13 protein-coding genes, 1 tRNA gene and 1 pseudogene are annotated in these 17,665 nt (G+C 66.6%); 2 read left to right on the forward strand and 13 right to left on the reverse strand.

The features are described 5' to 3' along the window. Nucleotides 1-120: 120 nt before the first annotated feature. Nucleotides 121-1,350, forward strand: a complete 1,230-nt coding sequence (locus tag GTH22_RS11950; RefSeq protein ID WP_252945457.1) for a cyclopropane-fatty-acyl-phospholipid synthase family protein — start codon at nucleotides 121-123, stop codon at nucleotides 1,348-1,350. A gap of 111 nt (nucleotides 1,351-1,461) precedes the next feature. Here the strand turns inward: GTH22_RS11950 and GTH22_RS11955 are convergent, their stop codons facing one another. Together GTH22_RS11955 and GTH22_RS11960 are read right to left on the reverse strand one after the other, a co-directional pair. Then, nucleotides 1,462-3,339, reverse strand: coding sequence for an acyl-CoA synthetase (locus GTH22_RS11955; RefSeq protein WP_252945458.1), 1,878 nt, complete (start codon nucleotides 3,337-3,339; stop codon nucleotides 1,462-1,464). A gap of 214 nt (nucleotides 3,340-3,553) precedes the next feature. Then, on the reverse strand, nucleotides 3,554-5,347 hold the full coding sequence (locus GTH22_RS11960; RefSeq protein WP_252945459.1) for an ABC transporter transmembrane domain-containing protein: 1,794 nt from the start codon (nucleotides 5,345-5,347) through the stop codon (nucleotides 3,554-3,556). A gap of 163 nt (nucleotides 5,348-5,510) precedes the next feature. Here GTH22_RS11960 and GTH22_RS11965 point away from each other — a divergent pair, with 163 nt between their 5' ends. Continuing rightward, nucleotides 5,511-6,362 (forward strand): GH25 family lysozyme, encoded by an 852-nt coding sequence (locus tag GTH22_RS11965; protein ID WP_371928343.1) that lies wholly within the window; start codon nucleotides 5,511-5,513, stop codon nucleotides 6,360-6,362. 10 nt (nucleotides 6,363-6,372) lie between these two features. Here GTH22_RS11965 and GTH22_RS11970 read toward each other — a convergent pair. The 11 genes and pseudogenes from GTH22_RS11970 to GTH22_RS12020 all read right to left on the reverse strand — a co-directional run bounded on the left by GTH22_RS11970 (nucleotide 6,373) and on the right by GTH22_RS12020 (nucleotide 17,626). Next, nucleotides 6,373-6,446 (reverse strand) — tRNA-Gly (locus GTH22_RS11970). A 154-nt stretch (nucleotides 6,447-6,600) separates the two neighbouring features. After that, nucleotides 6,601-7,330 (reverse strand): annotated as a pseudogene (locus GTH22_RS11975) (IS5 family transposase). A 201-nt stretch (nucleotides 7,331-7,531) separates the two neighbouring features. Beyond that, entirely contained in the window at nucleotides 7,532-8,680 is a 1,149-nt protein-coding gene (locus GTH22_RS11980) for a CaiB/BaiF CoA-transferase family protein (protein WP_252945460.1), read from the reverse strand. 14 nt (nucleotides 8,681-8,694) lie between these two features. Continuing rightward, the gene (locus GTH22_RS11985) at nucleotides 8,695-9,981 is read right to left on the reverse strand and encodes a TRAP transporter large permease (protein ID WP_252945461.1); all 1,287 of its coding nucleotides are present in this window, start codon (nucleotides 9,979-9,981) and stop codon (nucleotides 8,695-8,697) included. After that, complete coding sequence (locus GTH22_RS11990; protein ID WP_252945462.1) at nucleotides 9,978-10,466, reverse strand: TRAP transporter small permease; 489 nt, start codon at nucleotides 10,464-10,466, stop codon at nucleotides 9,978-9,980. The genes GTH22_RS11985 and GTH22_RS11990 overlap by 4 nt, the downstream gene beginning before the upstream one ends. Before the next feature lie 63 nt (nucleotides 10,467-10,529). Beyond that, entirely contained in the window at nucleotides 10,530-11,540 is a 1,011-nt protein-coding gene (gene dctP / locus GTH22_RS11995) for a TRAP transporter substrate-binding protein DctP (protein ID WP_252945463.1), read from the reverse strand. 63 nt (nucleotides 11,541-11,603) lie between these two features. Continuing rightward, nucleotides 11,604-12,449 (reverse strand): hypothetical protein, encoded by an 846-nt coding sequence (locus GTH22_RS12000; RefSeq protein ID WP_252945464.1) that lies wholly within the window; start codon nucleotides 12,447-12,449, stop codon nucleotides 11,604-11,606. 30 nt (nucleotides 12,450-12,479) lie between these two features. Beyond that, nucleotides 12,480-14,036, reverse strand: coding sequence for a CoA-transferase (locus tag GTH22_RS12005; RefSeq protein ID WP_252945465.1), 1,557 nt, complete (start codon nucleotides 14,034-14,036; stop codon nucleotides 12,480-12,482). 2 nt (nucleotides 14,037-14,038) lie between these two features. After that, nucleotides 14,039-15,193 carry a CaiB/BaiF CoA-transferase family protein gene (locus tag GTH22_RS12010; RefSeq protein WP_252945466.1) on the reverse strand — a complete coding sequence of 385 codons (1,155 nt, stop codon included), beginning with the start codon at nucleotides 15,191-15,193 and terminating at the stop codon, nucleotides 14,039-14,041. A 50-nt stretch (nucleotides 15,194-15,243) separates the two neighbouring features. After that, complete coding sequence (locus tag GTH22_RS12015) at nucleotides 15,244-16,533, reverse strand: 2-hydroxyacyl-CoA dehydratase family protein (protein WP_252945467.1); 1,290 nt, start codon at nucleotides 16,531-16,533, stop codon at nucleotides 15,244-15,246. After that, complete coding sequence (locus tag GTH22_RS12020; protein WP_252945468.1) at nucleotides 16,523-17,626, reverse strand: 2-hydroxyacyl-CoA dehydratase family protein; 1,104 nt, start codon at nucleotides 17,624-17,626, stop codon at nucleotides 16,523-16,525. Before GTH22_RS12020 ends, GTH22_RS12015 begins: the two co-directional genes overlap by 11 nt. Between the last annotated feature and the right edge of the window lie 39 nt (nucleotides 17,627-17,665).

Raw genomic sequence — 17,665 nt, forward strand, 5'->3', positions numbered from 1 at the left:
CCGCCTCCCCGCACGGAAGTCAACCCGGGCTGCTGTTCACAAGGGGTGAAACTGAAGGGGCTTGATTGGCGTTAACCTTTTCGGGAGGAGTGGAACTCGCGTTGCTGGGGGTGATGACCGATGTGGAAAGCGATGATCGACAGGCTGCTGCGGGGCATGATCGCGGACGGGCTGCTGGTGCTGAAGTGGCCCGACGGGAGCACAAGCCGATACGGGCCGGGGGGAGAGATCGAGGTTAAGGGGCATCTGAAGGACGAGAGCATTCTGCGCGACATCGCGCTGCGCCCGCAGCTGGCCATCGGCGAGGGCTACATGGATGGCCGCCTGGTGCTGGAAAATGACGATTGCTACGGCTTCCTCGCGCTGATGGTGCGCAACCTGCACCGGGGCACCATGCCGCCGTGGTTTCGCGCCGCCGACAGCCTGCGCATCGCCACGCGGGCGCTTGCCACGCGCAACGGCGTGGCCCGCTCGGGGCGCAACGTGCGCCATCACTACGACATTTCCGACGATCTCTATGCCCGGATGCTGGGCGAGGACATGCAGTATTCCTGCGCCTACTTCGCCCGCCCCGGCCTGTCGCTGGAGCAGGCGCAGGCGGCCAAGAAGGCGCATATCGCCGGCAAGCTGCTGCTCGAACCGGGCATGCGGGTGCTCGACATCGGCTGCGGCTGGGGCGGCATGGCCATGACGCTGGTGCGGGATTACGGCGCGCGGGTCGTGGGGGTAACGCTGTCGGAAAACCAGCTCGCAACGGCGCGGGCCCGGGCCGAGAAGGCGGGGCTGGCCGGGCAGGTCGAGTTCCGGCTGATGGATTATCGCAAGCTCGACGAGCGGTTCGACCGGGTGGTGTCGGTGGGGATGCTGGAGCACGTGGGGCTGCCGCAGTTCCCGACCTACTTCCAGCGGGTCCACGACCTGCTGGCGCCCGGCGGCGTGGCGCTGATCCACGCCATCGGCAACCTCGCCAAGCCCCATGCCACCTCGCCCTGGTTGGCGAAATACATCTTTCCCGGCGGCTATATCCCGGCGCAATCCGAGCTGGCGCCCGCGATCGAGAAGGCGCGCCTGGCCACCACCGACCTCGAGGTCTGGCGCGGCCATTACGGCCCCACGCTGCACGCCTGGCGCGACCGTTTCGAAGCCTCGCTCGACTGGGTGCGCACCCAGTATGACGAGCGGTTCATCCGGATGTGGCGGTTCTACCTCTGCGCCTGCGAAGCGGCCTTCGAGGAAGGCCCGCAGGCGGTGTTTCACTACCAGCTCGCCCGCGACCAATATGCCGTGCCGGTGACGCGAGACTACCTCTACAGCGAAGACGCCGCCCAGATGCTCCACGCAGCGCAATAGGAGGCCCGGCGGCGATTGCGCCGTGGTTCAGGCCCCCCGCCCCACGAGCGCGGAGTTCGGGGCAATGCTGTTTCCCGGTGTGTCGGGGCGGGCTTTCGTCGAAGCTGCGGCTCAAACCCAGTCCCAGGGACGGGTGAAGCTGCCGAGGACCTCGGCCACCTTGGCCTCGTCCGCCTCGCCGGTTTTCTTCAGCTTGGCTACCAGCCCGCGCTTCTTGTCTTCCACCACCTCGGCCACTTCGGCCCCGGTGCCCTGAAGCGCCTCGTTATAGACGCGGGTGATCGCCATGCGCCGCAGGTCGGGCTTGAAGACCTTGCCCACCGCCGTCTTGGGCAGTTCGGGCAGGATTTCCAGATACTTGGGGTAGGCCGCACGCTCGTGGATACGCCCATTGGCAAATTTGATCAGCTCGGCCTCGGTGATCGTGGCGCCGGCCACCAGCTCGACATAGGCGCAGGGCAGCTCGCCCGAATGCGCGTCGGGCTGGCCGATGGCGCCGGCAAAGGCGACGGCCTCGTGGCCGGCCAGCGCGTCCTCGATCTCGGCCGGGTCGATGTTGTGGCCGCCACGGATGATCAGATCCTTGGCGCGGCCGGTGATCCAGAGGTAGCCGTCTTCGTCGATCCGGCCCAGATCGCCGGTGCGCAGGTAGACATCGTGGTGGAAGAGCTTCCGGTTCTTGTCTTCCTCGGTATAGGTCGAGCCGGGGAACACGCCGGGGGAGGAGACACAGATTTCGCCCACCTCATCGAGCGCGCATTCGCTCGGCCCGTCCGGCCCGTCACGCAGGATCTTCACCTCGGTATAGGGGAAGGGCAGCCCGACGGAGCCGATCTTCTTTTCGCCCGAGGGCGGGTTGCAGGAGACGAGGCAGGTGCATTCGGTCAGCCCGTAGCCCTCGACAACCTCGACGCCGGTGGCCTTCTCGAAGCGGTTGAACAGCTCGACCGGCAGCGGCGAGGAGCCGGAGAAGGCGGTTTTGACGGTGCTGACATCGGCATTCACGGGCCGCTGCATCAGGGCCGAGAGCGCGGTGGGCACGGTGATGATGAAGCTGACCTTCCAGCGCTCGATCAGCTTCCAGAAATTGTCGAACACCCCATCGCCACGATAGCCCGCGGGGGTGGGGAAGATCACATGCATGCCGCTCGCGATGGCGGCCATGAAGATCACGTGGCAGGCGAAGACGTGGAACAGCGGCAGCGGGCAGATCACGTTGTCCTGCTCGGAGAACAGCAGCTCGTGCCCGATCCAGCCGTTGTAGACCATGCCCGAGACCTTGTGCTGCGCCACCTTGGGCATCCCGGTGGTGCCGCCGGTGTGGAAATAGGCGGCGACGCGGTCTTCCTTCGGATCGTCGAAGGTGAGGGCATCGGCGGGCTGCTTGGCGATTTCGGCGTTGAAATCCAGCACCTTGGCGTGGTGGGTGGTTTCGGTCTTTGGGCGGATGAAGGGGATGATGAATTTCTTCAACCCGGTGACGTAGCGCAGCAGGTCGATCTCGAACACATGGGTGACGTTCGGCGCATCCTTCACCGCCTGCGCGGCCTTCTGGGCCACGTCCGACTTGGGAAAGCTCTTCATCGTCACCAGCACCTTGGCGCCGGTCTGGCGCAGGATGGCGCTGATGTGGTCGGGCTCGAGCAGCGGGTTGATCGGGTTGACGATGCCCGCCACCGCGCCGCCGAGCAGGGTCACCACGGTTTCGTTGGCGTTGGGCAGCAGGTAGGCCACGGTATCGGTGGGGCCGACGCCGAGGGAGCGGAACAGGTTGGCGGCCTGGGTCGTCTTGGCGTGCAGCTGGTTCCAGGTGAGGGTTTCGGCATGGGCCGTAGCATCGGAGAAGAGCTGGTAGGATACCGCGTTGCGGGCGCCGTGCTTGGCCTTGGTGGCCGAGATGAAATCGTAGATCGTCGCGGGCATGCCGCGCTCTTCCCAGGTCATCTGGTTTTCGATCGCGCGCAGATCGGCGGTGCTCTGAAAGCTCATGGTCGTCCTCCCCGTGATGGCGGGCCGTTTTCGGCCTCGTCCAGTGCGGCGAGTGTGGGCGAGAGCCGCGCCGGGATCAAGCGCGATGGGGATGTGACGTGGGGTTGTGGGCGCGGCGCGGGCCGGGTCGGGTCGGGTGGCGGGACAAGTCCCGCCCTACGATCGCCGCGCGGTATTCGGGATACGCCGGCGGCGCGGCGGGACAAGTCCCGCCCTACTCGGCAGCCAGCCCTTCGGTGAACTGCAACCGGGCGAGCCGCGCATAGAGGCCGCCCTGGGCCACGAGGCTGTCGTGGGTCCCGGTGGCGACGATCTGGCCTTTTTCGAACACGAGGATACGGTCGGCCTTTTTCACCGTGGCAAGGCGGTGGGCGACGATCAGCGTGGTGCGCTCCTTCGACAGCGCCTCGACCGCCTGCTGCACCAGTTGCTCGCTTTCGGCATCAAGCGCCGAGGTGGCCTCATCGAGCAGCAGCACCGGGGCATCGCGCAGGATGGCGCGGGCGATGGCGATGCGCTGTTTCTGCCCGCCCGAGAGCATGGCGCCGCGCTCGCCCACATAGGTTTCGTAGCCTTCGGGCAGCTCGGTGATGAAATCATGCGCGGCGGCGGCCTTCGCGGCGGCTTCGACCTCGGCGCGGCTCGCGTCGGGGCAGCCGAAGAGGATGTTTTCGGCCACCGTCGCGGCAAAGATCACCGGGTCCTGCGGCACCAGCGCGAGCTGGCTGCGCAGCGCCTCGCGGGTCACGGCATCGAGCCGGGTGCCATCGAGCGTGATCTCGCCCGAGGCCGGGTCGTAGAAGCGGAGCAGAAGCTGGAAGATGGTCGACTTGCCCGCGCCGGAGGGGCCGACAAGCGCCACGGTTTCGCCCGGCTGCACATCGAAGGACACGCCCGAGAGCGCCGCCTCGCCGGGGCGGGTCGGGTAGTGGAACACCACGTCCTGAAAGCCGATCGCCCCCTTGGCGCGGCCCTCCAGCGGCAGCGGCTCCGCCGGATCGTTCACGCTGTCTTCGGCCAGCAGCAGGTCGATCAGCCGCTCGGTCGCCCCGGCGGCGCGTTGCAACTCGCCCCAGATCTCCGAGAGCGCGGCCACGGCCCCGGCCATGATGCCGGCGTAGATCACGAATTGCACCAGCTCGCCCGCGCTCATCGCCCCGTCGCGCACATCGCGCGCGCCGATCCAGAGCACCCCGAGGATGCCGCAGAAGACCACGAAGATGATGATCGCGGTCATGGCCGCGCGCACCGAAATGCGGCTCTTGGCGCTTTCGAAGCTCTTTTCGGTCACGTCGCCGAATTGGGCGCGCGAGGGGGCCTCGTGGGTGAAGGCCTGCACCGTCTGCACCGCCAGCAGCGCTTCGGAGGCGTTGCCGGAGCAGGCGGCGATCCAGTCCTGATTTTCGCGGGAGAGGCTGCGCAGGCGGCGGCCAAGCACGAGGATGGGAATGATGACCACGGGGATGATGCCGAGCACCATCAGCGAGAGCTTGGGCGTGGTGAAGAACATCAGGATCAGCCCGCCGACGAAGAGCAGGATGTTGCGCAGGAACCAGCTGGCCGAGGAGCCGATCACCGAGAGGATCAGCGTGGTGTCGGTGGTGATGCGCGAGAGCACCTCGCCGGTCATCAGCTTTTCGTAATAGGCCGGGCTCATGCCGATCATCCGGTCGAAGACCGCGCGGCGGATGTCGGCCACCACCCGCTCGCCGAGCCGGGTGACGAGCCAGTAGCGCAGCGCCGTGCCGAGCGCGAAGACGGCGGCAATGCCGATGGCGGCGAAAAAGTAGCGGTCGAGCAGGGCGACATCGTCGGTGGCGAAATTGTCGACCACCCGGCGGGCGGCCAGCGGCAGCACCAGCGACACCCCGGCGGTGAGGATCAGCGCCCCGAGGGCGGCCACGACCATTAGCTTGTAGGGGGCAAAGAAGGGCGCCAACGCCCGCAGCGCACCGATCCGGCGCGAGCCGGGGCGGTCGTCTGGGTTGGTCTGGGGCGCGCGTGCCATGGTGCTTGTCTCCTCGCCCGGAGGGCTTAACCGCCGGGCGGGCCTGTCACAAGGGGGCCGGCATGGGCAATGTGACGCGCAGGGCCACCAGTTGTGATGTGCATTGCAGGGCCCGGCGCGGTAGACTGCGGCCCGAGGCACATGAGACAGCAGGAGACTGATCGTGCGGACAGTGAGATTGAGCGCCCTCGTGGCGCTGGCAGCCGTATTGCTGACAAGCTGCGGCAACCCCCAGTTGCAGGAGGCCCCCGGCCCCGCCATGCCGCGCATGGCCGAAGGCGAGAAGGCCACCCAGCTCCACGTGAGCGCCAGCGCCGCGCCGGGGATTCCGCGCAGCTTTGGCGATGTGAAGCCCCATGAGTGGGAGGGCATCAGCCCGGCGAGCTACGAGGTGCACGGCATCGACGCCTCGCGCTACCAGGGCGAGATCGACTTTGCCGCCGCCCGCCGCTCGGGCATCCGCTTCGCCTGGCTGAAGGCGACCGAGGGTGGCGACCATCTCGACCCGGGCTTTGCCGTCAACGCCCCCGCCGCCCGCGCCGCCGGCGTGCCCGTGGGGGCCTATCACTTCTATTATTTCTGCCGCACTCCCGAGGAGCAGGCGGCCTGGTTCATCGCCAACGTGCCGCGCAGCCCGGGCGACCTGCCGCCAGTGCTCGACATGGAGTGGAACCACCTGTCGCGCACCTGCACCCTGCGGCCCGCCCCCGGCGAGGTTCGCGACTCGATCGAGCGCTTCACCGCCATCGTCGGCCGCCACTACGGCACCCGCCCGGTGATCTACACCACGCCCGATTTCTACGCCGAGAACGATCTGGGCCAGCTCAGGGGCCAGGAATTCTGGCTGCGCGCCGTCACCAAGCACCCGAGCGAGCACTATCCCGACGAGCGCTGGAGCTTCTGGCAATACACCGGCACCGGCATCGTGCCCGGCGTCGCCGGCAAGGTCGACCTCAACGCCTTCGGCGGCGGCCAGAGCGCATGGCAGGGCTGGCTTTCGTCGCGGCGTCAGTAAGAAAGGAGAATGGAGCGGGCGGCGGGAATCGAACCCGCGTCATTAGCTTGGAAGGCTAAGGTCTTACCACTACACAACGCCCGCATTCGAGGCCGTAACTATTTCACCAACGGTTACAGGTCAAGCCGACGCCTTTCGCTTCTTCAGCTTGGTCTTTGCAACAGTAGTGACTGCCAAATTCCACGAGCAACCGTGGGCGGCAGGCAAGGCGCCGCCGAGTGCTTGCTAGGGTCAGGGCTCATGACCAGTAGGTGACGGTTGCGGCGAGGGCGATGGCCGAGAGGAACACCTTTGGACTACGGTTGTGGCGGGTTGCGACGCGCCTCCAATCCGTGAGCCAGCCGAACATGATCTCGATCCGGTTGCGGCGCTTGTCATGTTTGACTGGGGTCTAGCGTTGTGGTCAGCCGGGGATACCGGTGCGTATCCCCTTGTTCTGAAACGAGACCCCAGCAAACATTTGACCTTTGGCAGACTGCTGAGCAGCGCCCTCGCGCCTATGTAATCACTCACCTGCCCGGCGGTGACGAACAGGTCGGCCGGTCGTCCCTTACTGTCGCAGACGGCTACTGTCGCAGACGGCGTGAAGTCTGGTGTTCATGCCGCCCTTTCTTTGACCGATCAGGCGACCGCGCCGCCTTTTTTGGCGGCCATACTGGTCGCCGTTCGGTGGGCCTTCAGCTAGGTCGCGTCGACCATCCGGGTCCTTCGCTCAACGTGTTCGGCAGCCAACCCGGCCAGTACCCGCGGAAGAATGCGCCTTTCGCTCCAACGCTTCCAACGACTGTAGAGCGTCTTGTGCGGCCCATAGGCTTCGGCGGCATCACGCCACCGCAACCCATTGCGATTGATTAGGATAATCCCACCCAACACCCGCCTGCCGTCGACCCGCGGCTTGCCATGCGACTTCGGGAAAAAGGGGAAAGCTTGGCCATCTGCTCGTCGGTCAGCCCGTAAAGGTCGCTCATGTCACCGCTCAATCCTTCGAGCCGTACATCCCGCAGGGCGACTGATTTCAATGAATCCTGAGCCCAATACGACGAGAAAATCCCGCCGCAGCCGGATCGGGAGAACGCTATCGCGGGGGCAAGTGGCTGAGGGGACGGGATCGGAGACCAACCTTCTCCGGTTGACGTAAGTTTGTCCGCGGTGGTGCACAGCGCCGCAACTCAGACCAATCCTCGCGCCCGGAGAGACTCCATGGATTCCTCGTCATACCCGAGAGAGCGTAGCGTTTCCGCGGTGTGTGCGCCCAAGCGAGGGATGCCGGATTGCAGGCTTGGGCCGTTCTCGGCGAACCGGAATCCGGCTCCGACGATGCTGGCTTCGCGGCCGTCCTCGGCCTCCACCCTGTACAATAGGCCCCGGGCATCGGCATGACCGGAGGCCGCCACTTCGGGCAGGGTCTGCACCAGTCCGGCCGGAACGCCCACCCCGACCAAATCGGCGACCCAATCGGAGGCATCGCGTGACGCCAAGCGGTTGCAGACCTCATCGTAGAAGGCGTCGGCATTACGGTTGCGGGCGTCTTCACTCTCGAAACGTGGATCAGCGAGCATGTCGGTGCCGCCAATAGTACTGAGAAAGGCCGTGACCCATTTTTCCCAGTTGAGCGACACGAAGAAGCTGCGGTCGCGCGCGCGGAAGCGGGCCGAGCCGGCGCGGCGGGTCTTCGAGACCGGCATATCACCGGCCAGAAGGTCGGTGACGGAGGAAGCATTCAGCACCCAACCCGCATCAAGCATGCTCACGTCGATCCGCTGGCCCGCACCGGTTTTCTCGCGTTGAAGGAGCGCGGCGAGGATGGAGGAGAACCCCATGTAGGCGGCGAAGGGATCGAGGATCGACAGGCCCAGCCGCATCGGATCGCCCTCCGGGTCGACGTAGAGATCGGTAATGCCCGACACCGCCTGAACCGACCACTCGATGGCCGGGTAGTCGCGCCAGGCTCCGTCCTGCCCGTAGCCCGAGACCGAGCAGAAGATCGCCCGAGGGTTCAGCGCGCGGACCTTCTCCCAGGTCACGCCCAGCTTGGCCGCGACGCCGGGGCGGTAGTTTTCCACCACCACATCGGCGCCTTCGATCAGCCGGAACAGGATCTCGCGGCCCTCCTCCGACTTCAGGTTGAGGGTCATCGAGCGCTTTCCAGCGTTGGCCCCGGCAAAGGTCAGGGGCCGCCAGCGCCGGAACTCGTCGCCCTTTTCGGGCGGTTCGATCTTGAGCACTTCGGCTCCGAGCAGCCCGAGGTGATAGGTTGCAAAGGCACCGGCCATTGCGTGGGTGAGGTCAACGACCTTGAGTCCTTCGAGAGCTTGCATCTGGGTCTCCGGGATTATCTTGCGCCAAAGGCGACGTCGGGAAGGAAGAGCGAAATCGCGGGGAGGTAAGTGACGAGCAGCAGCAGCGCGACCATCGCCAGAAGGAATGGCGCGACGCCGCGGATGACCGTGCTGACCGAGGCGCCCGATATCAGCTTCATGGTGAAGAGGTTGAGGCCGAAGGGCGGCGTCAGCAGCGCGATTTCCATGTTGATGATCAGGATGATGGCGAAGTGCACGAGGTCGATCTCGAAGGCGCGCAGCAGCGGCAGGATCAGCGGCACCACGACCAGTGTGATCACCAGTGCGTCGAAGAACATACCAAGGATCAGCATCATGACATTGGCGATCAGCAGGAACTGCCAGCCCGAGAGCTCCCATTGCGACACCGCCGCCACGATGCGCTGCGGCAGGGTTTCCTGGATCGCCCACTGACCGAACATCAGCGCCCCGCCGACGATGAAGGAAATCGCCGCCGCCGCGATGATGCCCTCGGCCACGAGGTCGGGGATCTGGCGCAGGGTGATGCTGCGATAGCAGAACAGCGACACCACGATGGCCGCCACCACCGAGAGCGCGGAGGCTTCGGTGACGGTGGCGAAACCGCCGTAGATCGACACGAAGATCAACGCCGGGATCGAAAGGGCCGGCAGTGCCGAGGCGAGCTTGCGGAGGAGGTCGGCGCGTGGCGGGCGGGGTTCTGTCTCGATCGGCATGCCGCGGATGAAATAGAGGGCGACGAGCGCAAGCAGGGTGGCCTGCAACAGGCCCGGCACCACGCCGGCGAGGAAGATGCGCGGGATCGAGGTTTCGCTGACAAGGCCGTAGATGATCATTGCGGTCGAGGGCGGGATCAGGATGCCCAGCGTGCCGGAGGTTGCCACGAGGCCGATGGAAAAGCCCTCGGGGTAACCGCGCTGCTGCATGATCGGGAGCAGGATGGTGCCGATGGCGAGCGCCGTGGCCACCGAGGAGCCTGAGATGGCGGCAAAGAGCGCCGTGGCCACCACGCAGACCAGGGCGGAACTCCCCTTGAGTCCGCCGATCAACGCCTCTGCCGCTTCAATCAATCTGCGGGCGATGCCGCCGCGGTGCATGATCACCGCCGCCGTCATGAAGAACGGCACCGGGATCAGCCCCGGGGAGATGACGCGCTCCACCATGATTTCGGCCAAGGTCACGGGCACGACGCCGCTGGTGATGAAGAGCGCCACAGCCACGCCGCCGATGGCCGCGAAGAGTGGGGTGCCGACGATCATGAGTAGGATGAAGGCGAGGATGCCGAGTGCGAGGAGAGTCATTCGACGTTCTCCCCTTGGGGCACATGGGCGTCTTCCAGTTCGCCGGGGCGGAAGATGCGCCAGAGGTAGGCCAGCGCCATGAGGCTCATGGTGATCGGAAAGATGGCGTGGATCGGTGCAATGGGCAATTGCAGGGTGCTTTTGGAAACTTCCATCAGCCGCGCGTCGAGCTTGACCAGCGCCAGCCCCTGCCAGGCCATGTAGGCGCAGAATGCCAGCGCGACCGCAAAGCCGAAGCGTTGCAGCAGGCGGCGCGGCCCGGCGGGAAAGCGCGAGACGATGCCCGCGGTGAGGTGTCGGTTGCCGAGCACCAGCAGGAAGCCCGCGATCAGCACGCCCCAGAGCAGGGCAAAGACCGTGACCTCCTCGACCCAGTCCGGGGCGAGGCCGGCAAAGGCATAGCGCGCAATGATGCCAAAGCAGTAGGAACCCAGCGCGATGAGCCCTAGCACGCCGACGGCGCCTCTCAGGAGTGTCTGGATCATGGAATCTACCTGTCGCTGTATCGGGATGTGGGCCGGCCCTTGTTCGGGGCCGGCCCGATCCACTCAGTTGGAGGGGGCCGAAAGGGCTGCCTCGGCCGCCGCCATGATGCCCTCATCGGTGCCGGTATCGCTTGCGATACCCGGCTGAAGCTCCATCAGGGTGTCGCGGAAGGCCGCCACATCCGCCTCCGAGAGGCTGTGCATGGTGATGCCATTGGCCTCGATCTCGGCATTCAGCCGCGCCGCCTCTTCAGCGATGTACTCCCGCGCCCAGGGCTGAATTTCGGCCCAAGCATCGGACACCGCTGCCTGCTGCGCCTCGTTCATGCCGCTCCAGGCCGCGCCGGAGACCATCGGCATCAGCGGGGCCCAGCCGAGGTCGAGATCGACGCCATGCTTGATGCCCAGTTCCCAGAGCTTGCCCTGCACCACGCCGTTGTCGTTGGTCATCACCCCGTCGACGGTGCCCTGCGTCAGTGCCAGTGCGAGGTCTTCGAACTTGATGAACACCGGCGTCGCACCGAGGGCTTTCAGCCGGGCGATGTGCTTGGGGCCGCCGGGGGCACGGATCTTCAACCCCTCGAAGGCAGCCAGCGTGTCGGGCAGGGTCTCCGCGGTGAAGAGCACGTCGGCCCCGTTGTCGAAGCCCGCGCCCAGCACCTTGACGCCAAGCCGCGCCTCAACCCGCGCGATGATCTCGGCGCCAGCCTCACCGTCCATCACGGCATAGAGCTGCTCAGGCGTGGTGCCGAGGAACATCGGCATCGAGAAGATGTCGGCGTTGGGCTCGATTGCCCCAACATGCGCCACGTTGGGGATGGCGAGATCAAGCGCGCCGGAGGCAAGGGCCTTGGGCTCGCCGGACCCCGGAAAGAGCTGGCTGTCGGGGTAGATCTCGACCTCGACAGAGCCCTGGCTTCTGGCCTCGATGGCCTCGGCGAACTTTTCCGCGATGACCCCGCGCGGGGTGGTCAGCGAGGCGGGAACGCCGAACTTGAGCGTGACCTCCTGAGCGGTGAGCGTAGAGCCGGCGAGTGCGGCTGCCATTGCGAGCCACAGTGTAGTGATCTTCATGTCTTTCTCCTCCTCTGAAATTTCGGCCCGCGCCGTGGCGGGCCGGTTGAGTTCATCTGGCCGTCAGAACCCCTTGGCGCGGATCGACCATCCGTCGGTGCCGCAATAGGCGCAGCTCTCTGCCAGGAAGCGCGCACCGGCCGCCTCGTCGCCCTTGAGGGTGAAATCGAGCCAATCCGTAGTGAGGCGGATGCCCTTGAAGAGGGCAGTCGCGCTGGGGCTGTTGTTGTCGAGGCCAAGGGTCAGGCCGCTGTGGCCGACCCCTTCGAGCGAGACCAGCAGCGCCGGGGCGTCGATCTGCTCGAAGTTCAGGATGCTGTTGTCGTGGGCGATATCCTCGGGGCCGCCGTTGAAGATGAGCGTGGGCACAAGCACCGCTGCCAGCTCGCGGATGTCGACACGGCCCTCGCGGCCCGGCACGCCTTCGGGAAAGAAGCCGCTGTTCAGGGCGAGGACCGACGTGACCCGATCATCCTTGGCGGCCAGCAGGGCCTCCAGCCCGCCGCAGGACGTTCCGCTGGCGGTCACGGCCTCTGTATCGAGCTTGCCGTCGAGCTGCGTCGCGGCCTCTGTGCTGTTCAGCCAGTCGAGCGCGGCAATGATGCGCGCCGGCTGCTCCGGGCCGCCCTCGTCGCTTGTGTCCTCCGGTGCGCCGACGGCAACCACCACGTAGCCGGCCTGCGCCACCCCGGTCAGGTAGGCGATGCGGCTGAAGTGGCTGCTGCGGCAGCCGCCATTGGCCCAGATCATCACGGGAAGGCTGTTCGCCTCGTAGCCGGAAAGCTCTGCGGGCCGGATCACGGTGAAGCCCGCGAGCCCCTCGGTTGCCTCGCGCAGCGTTGCGCCATTCTCGGCCAGCGCGGGTGCTGCGATGATGGCGGCAGCAAATGCCTTGATCCAGAATTTCATCGGTATCTCCTCCTCGGTTGAAACGGGCAATCAGGCCGGCGGCGCGGCCAAGGGAACCTCCGTGGCCAGCATCCGCGCCGGGTAGAGCCCCGGCCTCTGCGGCACCTCAGGCGCAAAGCCCATGCGGCTCAGGATGTCGCGTTGGAGCTCGATGCCGGGCGCGATGTCGCGCAGCACAAGCCGGCCGCCGCACAGGGCGAAGCTGGCGCGCTCGGTGACGACCACCACCTCCTGCCCCGCCGCTTCCGGCCACCAGCCGGGCCAGGTGACCTGCGCAACCTCCCCGACGAATTTTCCGAACCGTCCGGGCTGGTCGATGACGAGCTGCCCCGCCTCGACCCGGCATTTCAGGCCCGAAGCCTCGAAGGTGCCGCAGAGCACCAGCTTGCGGCAGCTCTGGGCAATGTCCATGAAGGCCCCCGGGCCCACCGGGTTGCCGCCGAGGGCGGAGGCGTTGACGTTGCCGGCGGCGTCGATCTCGCCGAAGCCGAGAAAGGCCACATCAATGGCGCCGCCATGGATGAAATCGGCCTGATCGGTTGCTGAGATGATGGCTTCAGGCCCAGAGGCCACGCCGAAGAGTGCCCCTGACAACAGGCGGCCGCCGTGCACGCCGTGGTCAATGATCATCCGGTATCTGTCGGCTTCGCCGCGCCGGGAAATCTCGGCGGCGACCGCATCGGGGATGCCGAAGCCGAAACACGCGGTGGCGCCTTCTGGAAGCTCGGCCAGGGCACGCCGGGCGGCGATGGCGCGAGCAAGGTCCGGCGCGGCCGCTTCAACTGCCTCGCGATCGATGGCCTCGCCCGAGCAGCGCGGATCGTAGACGCGTGCATGGGTCTGGGGCTGGTCCGGCACCACGAGCACCCGGTTTACCAGGGCGGCCGGGAGCCGGACGCGGCGGGCGGGTAATATGGGAGCGGGCGACAGTTCCTGCACCTGCGCCAGCACGCGCCCGCCGCAATTGTGGGCCGCAAGCGCGAGGGCGTAGCTGTCAAGCTCGGCGGGCTCGCGGTCGAAGGTAATGTTGCCTTTCGTGTCCGAGACCGTGCCGCGCAGGATTGCCACATCGACCGGAAGGCGTGGAAAGAACAACCAGTCCTCGCCCTCCGCCGTGCGCAGTTCGCAGAGGGGCGTGGTGGCGCGGGCGTTGAGGGCGCCGCCACCGTGGCGCGGGTCGACGAAGGTGCCGAGGCCGACGCGGGTCCAGAGGCCGGGGCGCCCTGCCCCGGTTTCGCGCAGAAGCAGCGACAGCACACCACCAGGCACGGCATAGGCCTCGATCTGCCCTGAGGTAGCCAGCGCCTGCATTCGCGGCGACCACACCCAATGGCTGCCGATCACCCGTTTGACAAGCCCCGCGTGCGCAAGACGGTTCAGGCCCCGCGCATCCCGGTCGCCAATACCCTGGGCATGCAGCACCGTCAGATCTCGCGGGTGACCGGTCGCCAGGAACCGCGCCTCGATGGCGGCGAGGATCGCATCGGGTTCGAGCAGACCGCCCCCGGCGCCGACGATCGCAACGGTGGCCCCGTCCGCGACCTCCGCGGCAATCTCCTTTGCTGTGGCGACCAGAGGCGGGGGCATGTTCAGGCCAAGCCGATCTCGGCGAGGACTTCCTGGGTATGCTCGCCGACCGAAGGCACCTGCGCCTCGGTCAACGCGCCGTCGTGACCGAAGCGGAAGCCTGCGCCGGTGAGCTTGAGCGCCCTGTCAATGCCGGGAACCCGTGTGTCGACAAAGAGGTTGCGCTCCTGGCTGTGAGGCATTCCGACCGCCTCGATGACATTGCGCACCATCGCCGCGGGCACCTGCTGGCTGGCGAGCTTGTCTTCCAGTTCGCTGGCCTTCTGGCGGCCGAAAAACTCGACGAGCACAGCACGCAGCTCATCGTTGTTTTCCACCCGCGCCTGATGGGTGGCGAACCGCGGATCGCCGGCGATATCGGCAATACCCAGCACCTCGCAGAGCTTTTCGAATTGGTGCTGGTGGTTGGCCCCGATCGCGATGTGCCCGTCGGCAGTGGCATAGGTGTCGGCGGTGGCGACCAGACGGTAACCGCGGTTGCCAGTGCGTATCGGGAGCTCGCCGCTCATGTCGGCGACTGCGATGGCCTGCGAGAGCAGCATCAGCGTGGCATCCAGCATGCCGACGTCGATGAACTGCGGGCCACCGTCGCGCTGGCGCTGGAACAAAGCGTTGACGATCGAAAAGGCCGCGACATAGCCGCTGATGGTATCGGCAAAGGGCAGGCCCACCTTAAGCGGGCCCTGATCGGGCTCGCCGTTGACCCACATGATCCCCGACATAGCCTGCACGATATGGTCATAGGCCGGCCATTCGCGCATCGGGCCGGTGGCACCGAAACCGCTGATGGCGCAGTAGATGAGGTTGGGATTTTCCTCCAGCAGGCTGTCGTAGTCCACGCCGAGACGGGCGGCCACGCCAGGCCGGAAGTTCTCGATCACCACATCGGAGCGCGCGGCCAGACGCCGTACGGCCTCGCGGCCCTCGTTGGACTTGAGATCGAGCGCCACCGAGCGCTTGGCTGCGTTTGCCGCGACGAAGGGCCCCGAGAAGCCCTGTGGACCGGTGTGCTCGGTGTAGAGCCGCAGGTCGTCGCCATTGCCGGGACGCTCGACCTTCACCACATCCGCGCCCTGAAGCGCGAGGTGATAGGTGCAGAGCGGCCCGGACAAGGCATGGGTGAAATCGAGGACGCGGACGCCTTCAAGCGGTTTCAATGTACGATCTCCTTCTTGCGGGGCCCGGCTGCCAGCGCGATATCGCGCGATCAGCCTCCGAGCCTGTTTTCGATGAATTCAGCAACGGTGCGCTGCATGGCCACGTCGTCCCACGCACGGTTGTCGCTGGGGTCGACCCGAAGCTCGCACACAGGAATGCCTGCTGCCTCGAGGCTGAGTTTCTGGTATTCGTTGCCGGCGACCTGATGGCGCTGGTTCGACGACACCAGCATCACCGCACCGTCAACTCGATGGCGCCGCGCCTCCTGGACAACCCATTCGCCCGCCCAGGGCGCGACGTGCATCTGTTCGCCGATGTTGAGATAGCGCGACGCGATCGCGCGGACCGGGTCCTGCAGGCCGCGCCTGATGTAGCCGTCGGCGGCGATGGCCATGTACATCGACCAGACGAACACCGCGCCATGGCTCTGCTCGAATGCCGCATAGAAATCGGTGTTCTGCCACAGGCCGACGCCGACCCACATCAGGCGGCGGCGCTCGTCGGCTGTGGCGCAATCGCCGCGCGCCACCCGGCCCGCCACCTCGTCGCGGAAGGCGCGGGCATGGGCCACGGCCCAGTCGGAGCCGCGGTGCCACTGCGCTGTCATGGTGTTGGACATCTGCTCGCTCAGGCGCACCGGCAGCCTGGGTGCCTCGGCCACCATTTCTCGCACCTCGGCAAAGCAGGCCTCTTGATCGTTGACCCGCTCCAGCAGATCCCGCAGCGCAGCCTCGCTGAACCGGCGGCCCGAAACCTCTTCGGCCAGCGCGATCATCTCACGGTACTGGCGGGTCATCAGGTTGATGCGATGAGTTTCGTAGACCTCTTCCCAGCGGGTGGCACCATCGCGAAACCAGCAGGGCGAGAACCGGGTGGAAGACGGCACCTCGACGCAGAAATAGGGCACGCCAAGCCGCTCCGCGACCAACTCGTAGGCCCGGTTGTTGCCCTGCTCCCGGTGCGGCGCAACCATCATGGCCGGCCGTGGAAGACCGCCCCATGGCGGCTCGGGGTGATCGACCAGGAGGCTCGCGGCGCCGAGCGAGTTGTAGACGCCAAGGCCTTCGTGAAATCCCTCCTGCGCCAGCAAGTCGAGATAATCGCCCGCGACCCGGCGCGACGAGAGCACACCGCCCCACCATTCCGTGGTCACGACCGGCAGACCCAGCACATCGAAGATTTCATGGGGCGTTTCGGCGCTGGCGAGCACATAGGGTTCGCCCCGTTCGATCACGCGCTCACGGATCTCGCCGAACCATTGCTTGGAAAACGCCCGTGCCTCTGCCGTGGTGGCAAGCTGCTTTTCCGGGCGCGGACGGGTTTGCATGTCAGTTGGCATGGGCCGTGGCCTCCCCGTTTGCTGCCTCGGCAAGGGCGGCGGCAAGTTGGCGCTGCGCCTCCCCGGCCCCCTCGTCGGTGTCAACGTCTTGACGCAGGAGCAGGTGCGGCAGACCCGCCTCTTCGGCGGCGCGCAGGAGGTCGGGGTATTCCCAACCGAAGTGGCCATCTTCAGGGGGCATGTGGAAAAGGAGGAGTTCGTGGGCCCCGGCGGCGATCCGGCGGCGCAGCCAGGCGGAGCGCAGGGGGCCGGGCATGCGGGGGCTGGAAGCATGTGTCATGTACCACGCCGCCATACCGGGAAGCCCACTTTGCGGATCGAGCAAGGGGAGACCGGCGGCGCGCGCCCCCGTCCAGTCGTCCTCGGCGGTAATGTTTGCGCCCGCGGCTTCGACGACCTGATGCAGACGGGCGTTCAGCAGTGGCAAGGCGGGGGCGAGCAACACCCGGACCGGTCGAGCGGGCAATTCGGCAGTCTCGGGCGCGGCGGTCGAGAGCCGGTCCTGCATCTTGGCAATCAGCCGTTGCGCTCGTGCGCCGGAAACACGGCCTGCCTCGCGCCGCTCCTGAAGCGTGGTGAGCGCGGCGCGGTGGGCATTGCAAAGGGCCGTCGCTGCCTGCAGCGCGGCCCCTTCCGCCTCGCGCCCGGTTATGGCGGTCAACCGCTGCGAAAGCTCGCGCAGCCTGTCTTCAACATAGGACCGGATCGAGGGGCGTTGGGTGTAAAGGATATCAAAGGTATGGAGCGGCGGGATCGCGTGGTTGCCGCGCCGTTGCTCCTCCTTGAGATACTGGAACAGGAAGCGATGCGCATCGGAGTCGCCGGAGACGATCAGCAAGGCGCATTCGCGGAAGTCGCCCGCGGTGATCCGGGAAAAGAGTGCACGCGTCTCGCTGTCGTGCTCGGCTTCGAGGGCCCCAACGCTGCTCCGGGGCCCCAGCCCCTCGGCCCGTATCGGCACCGGCAGGCACCCGGCCGCGAGAACGAGTTCGAGCGGCACCGCATGGCCCACGACCGCAACGCGTGGGGCATCCGCGGCCAGCACGAGACCATGCCGTGCGGCGTCTTGAACGAGGGTGTGACGAGAGGTCATGCGGAACACCTGACGGGAGGAATTTTGCCGCCGGGCCCG

The sequence above is a fragment of the Oceanicola sp. 502str15 genome, assembly GCF_024105635.1.
In the GTDB taxonomy this organism is placed as follows: domain Bacteria; phylum Pseudomonadota; class Alphaproteobacteria; order Rhodobacterales; family Rhodobacteraceae; genus Vannielia.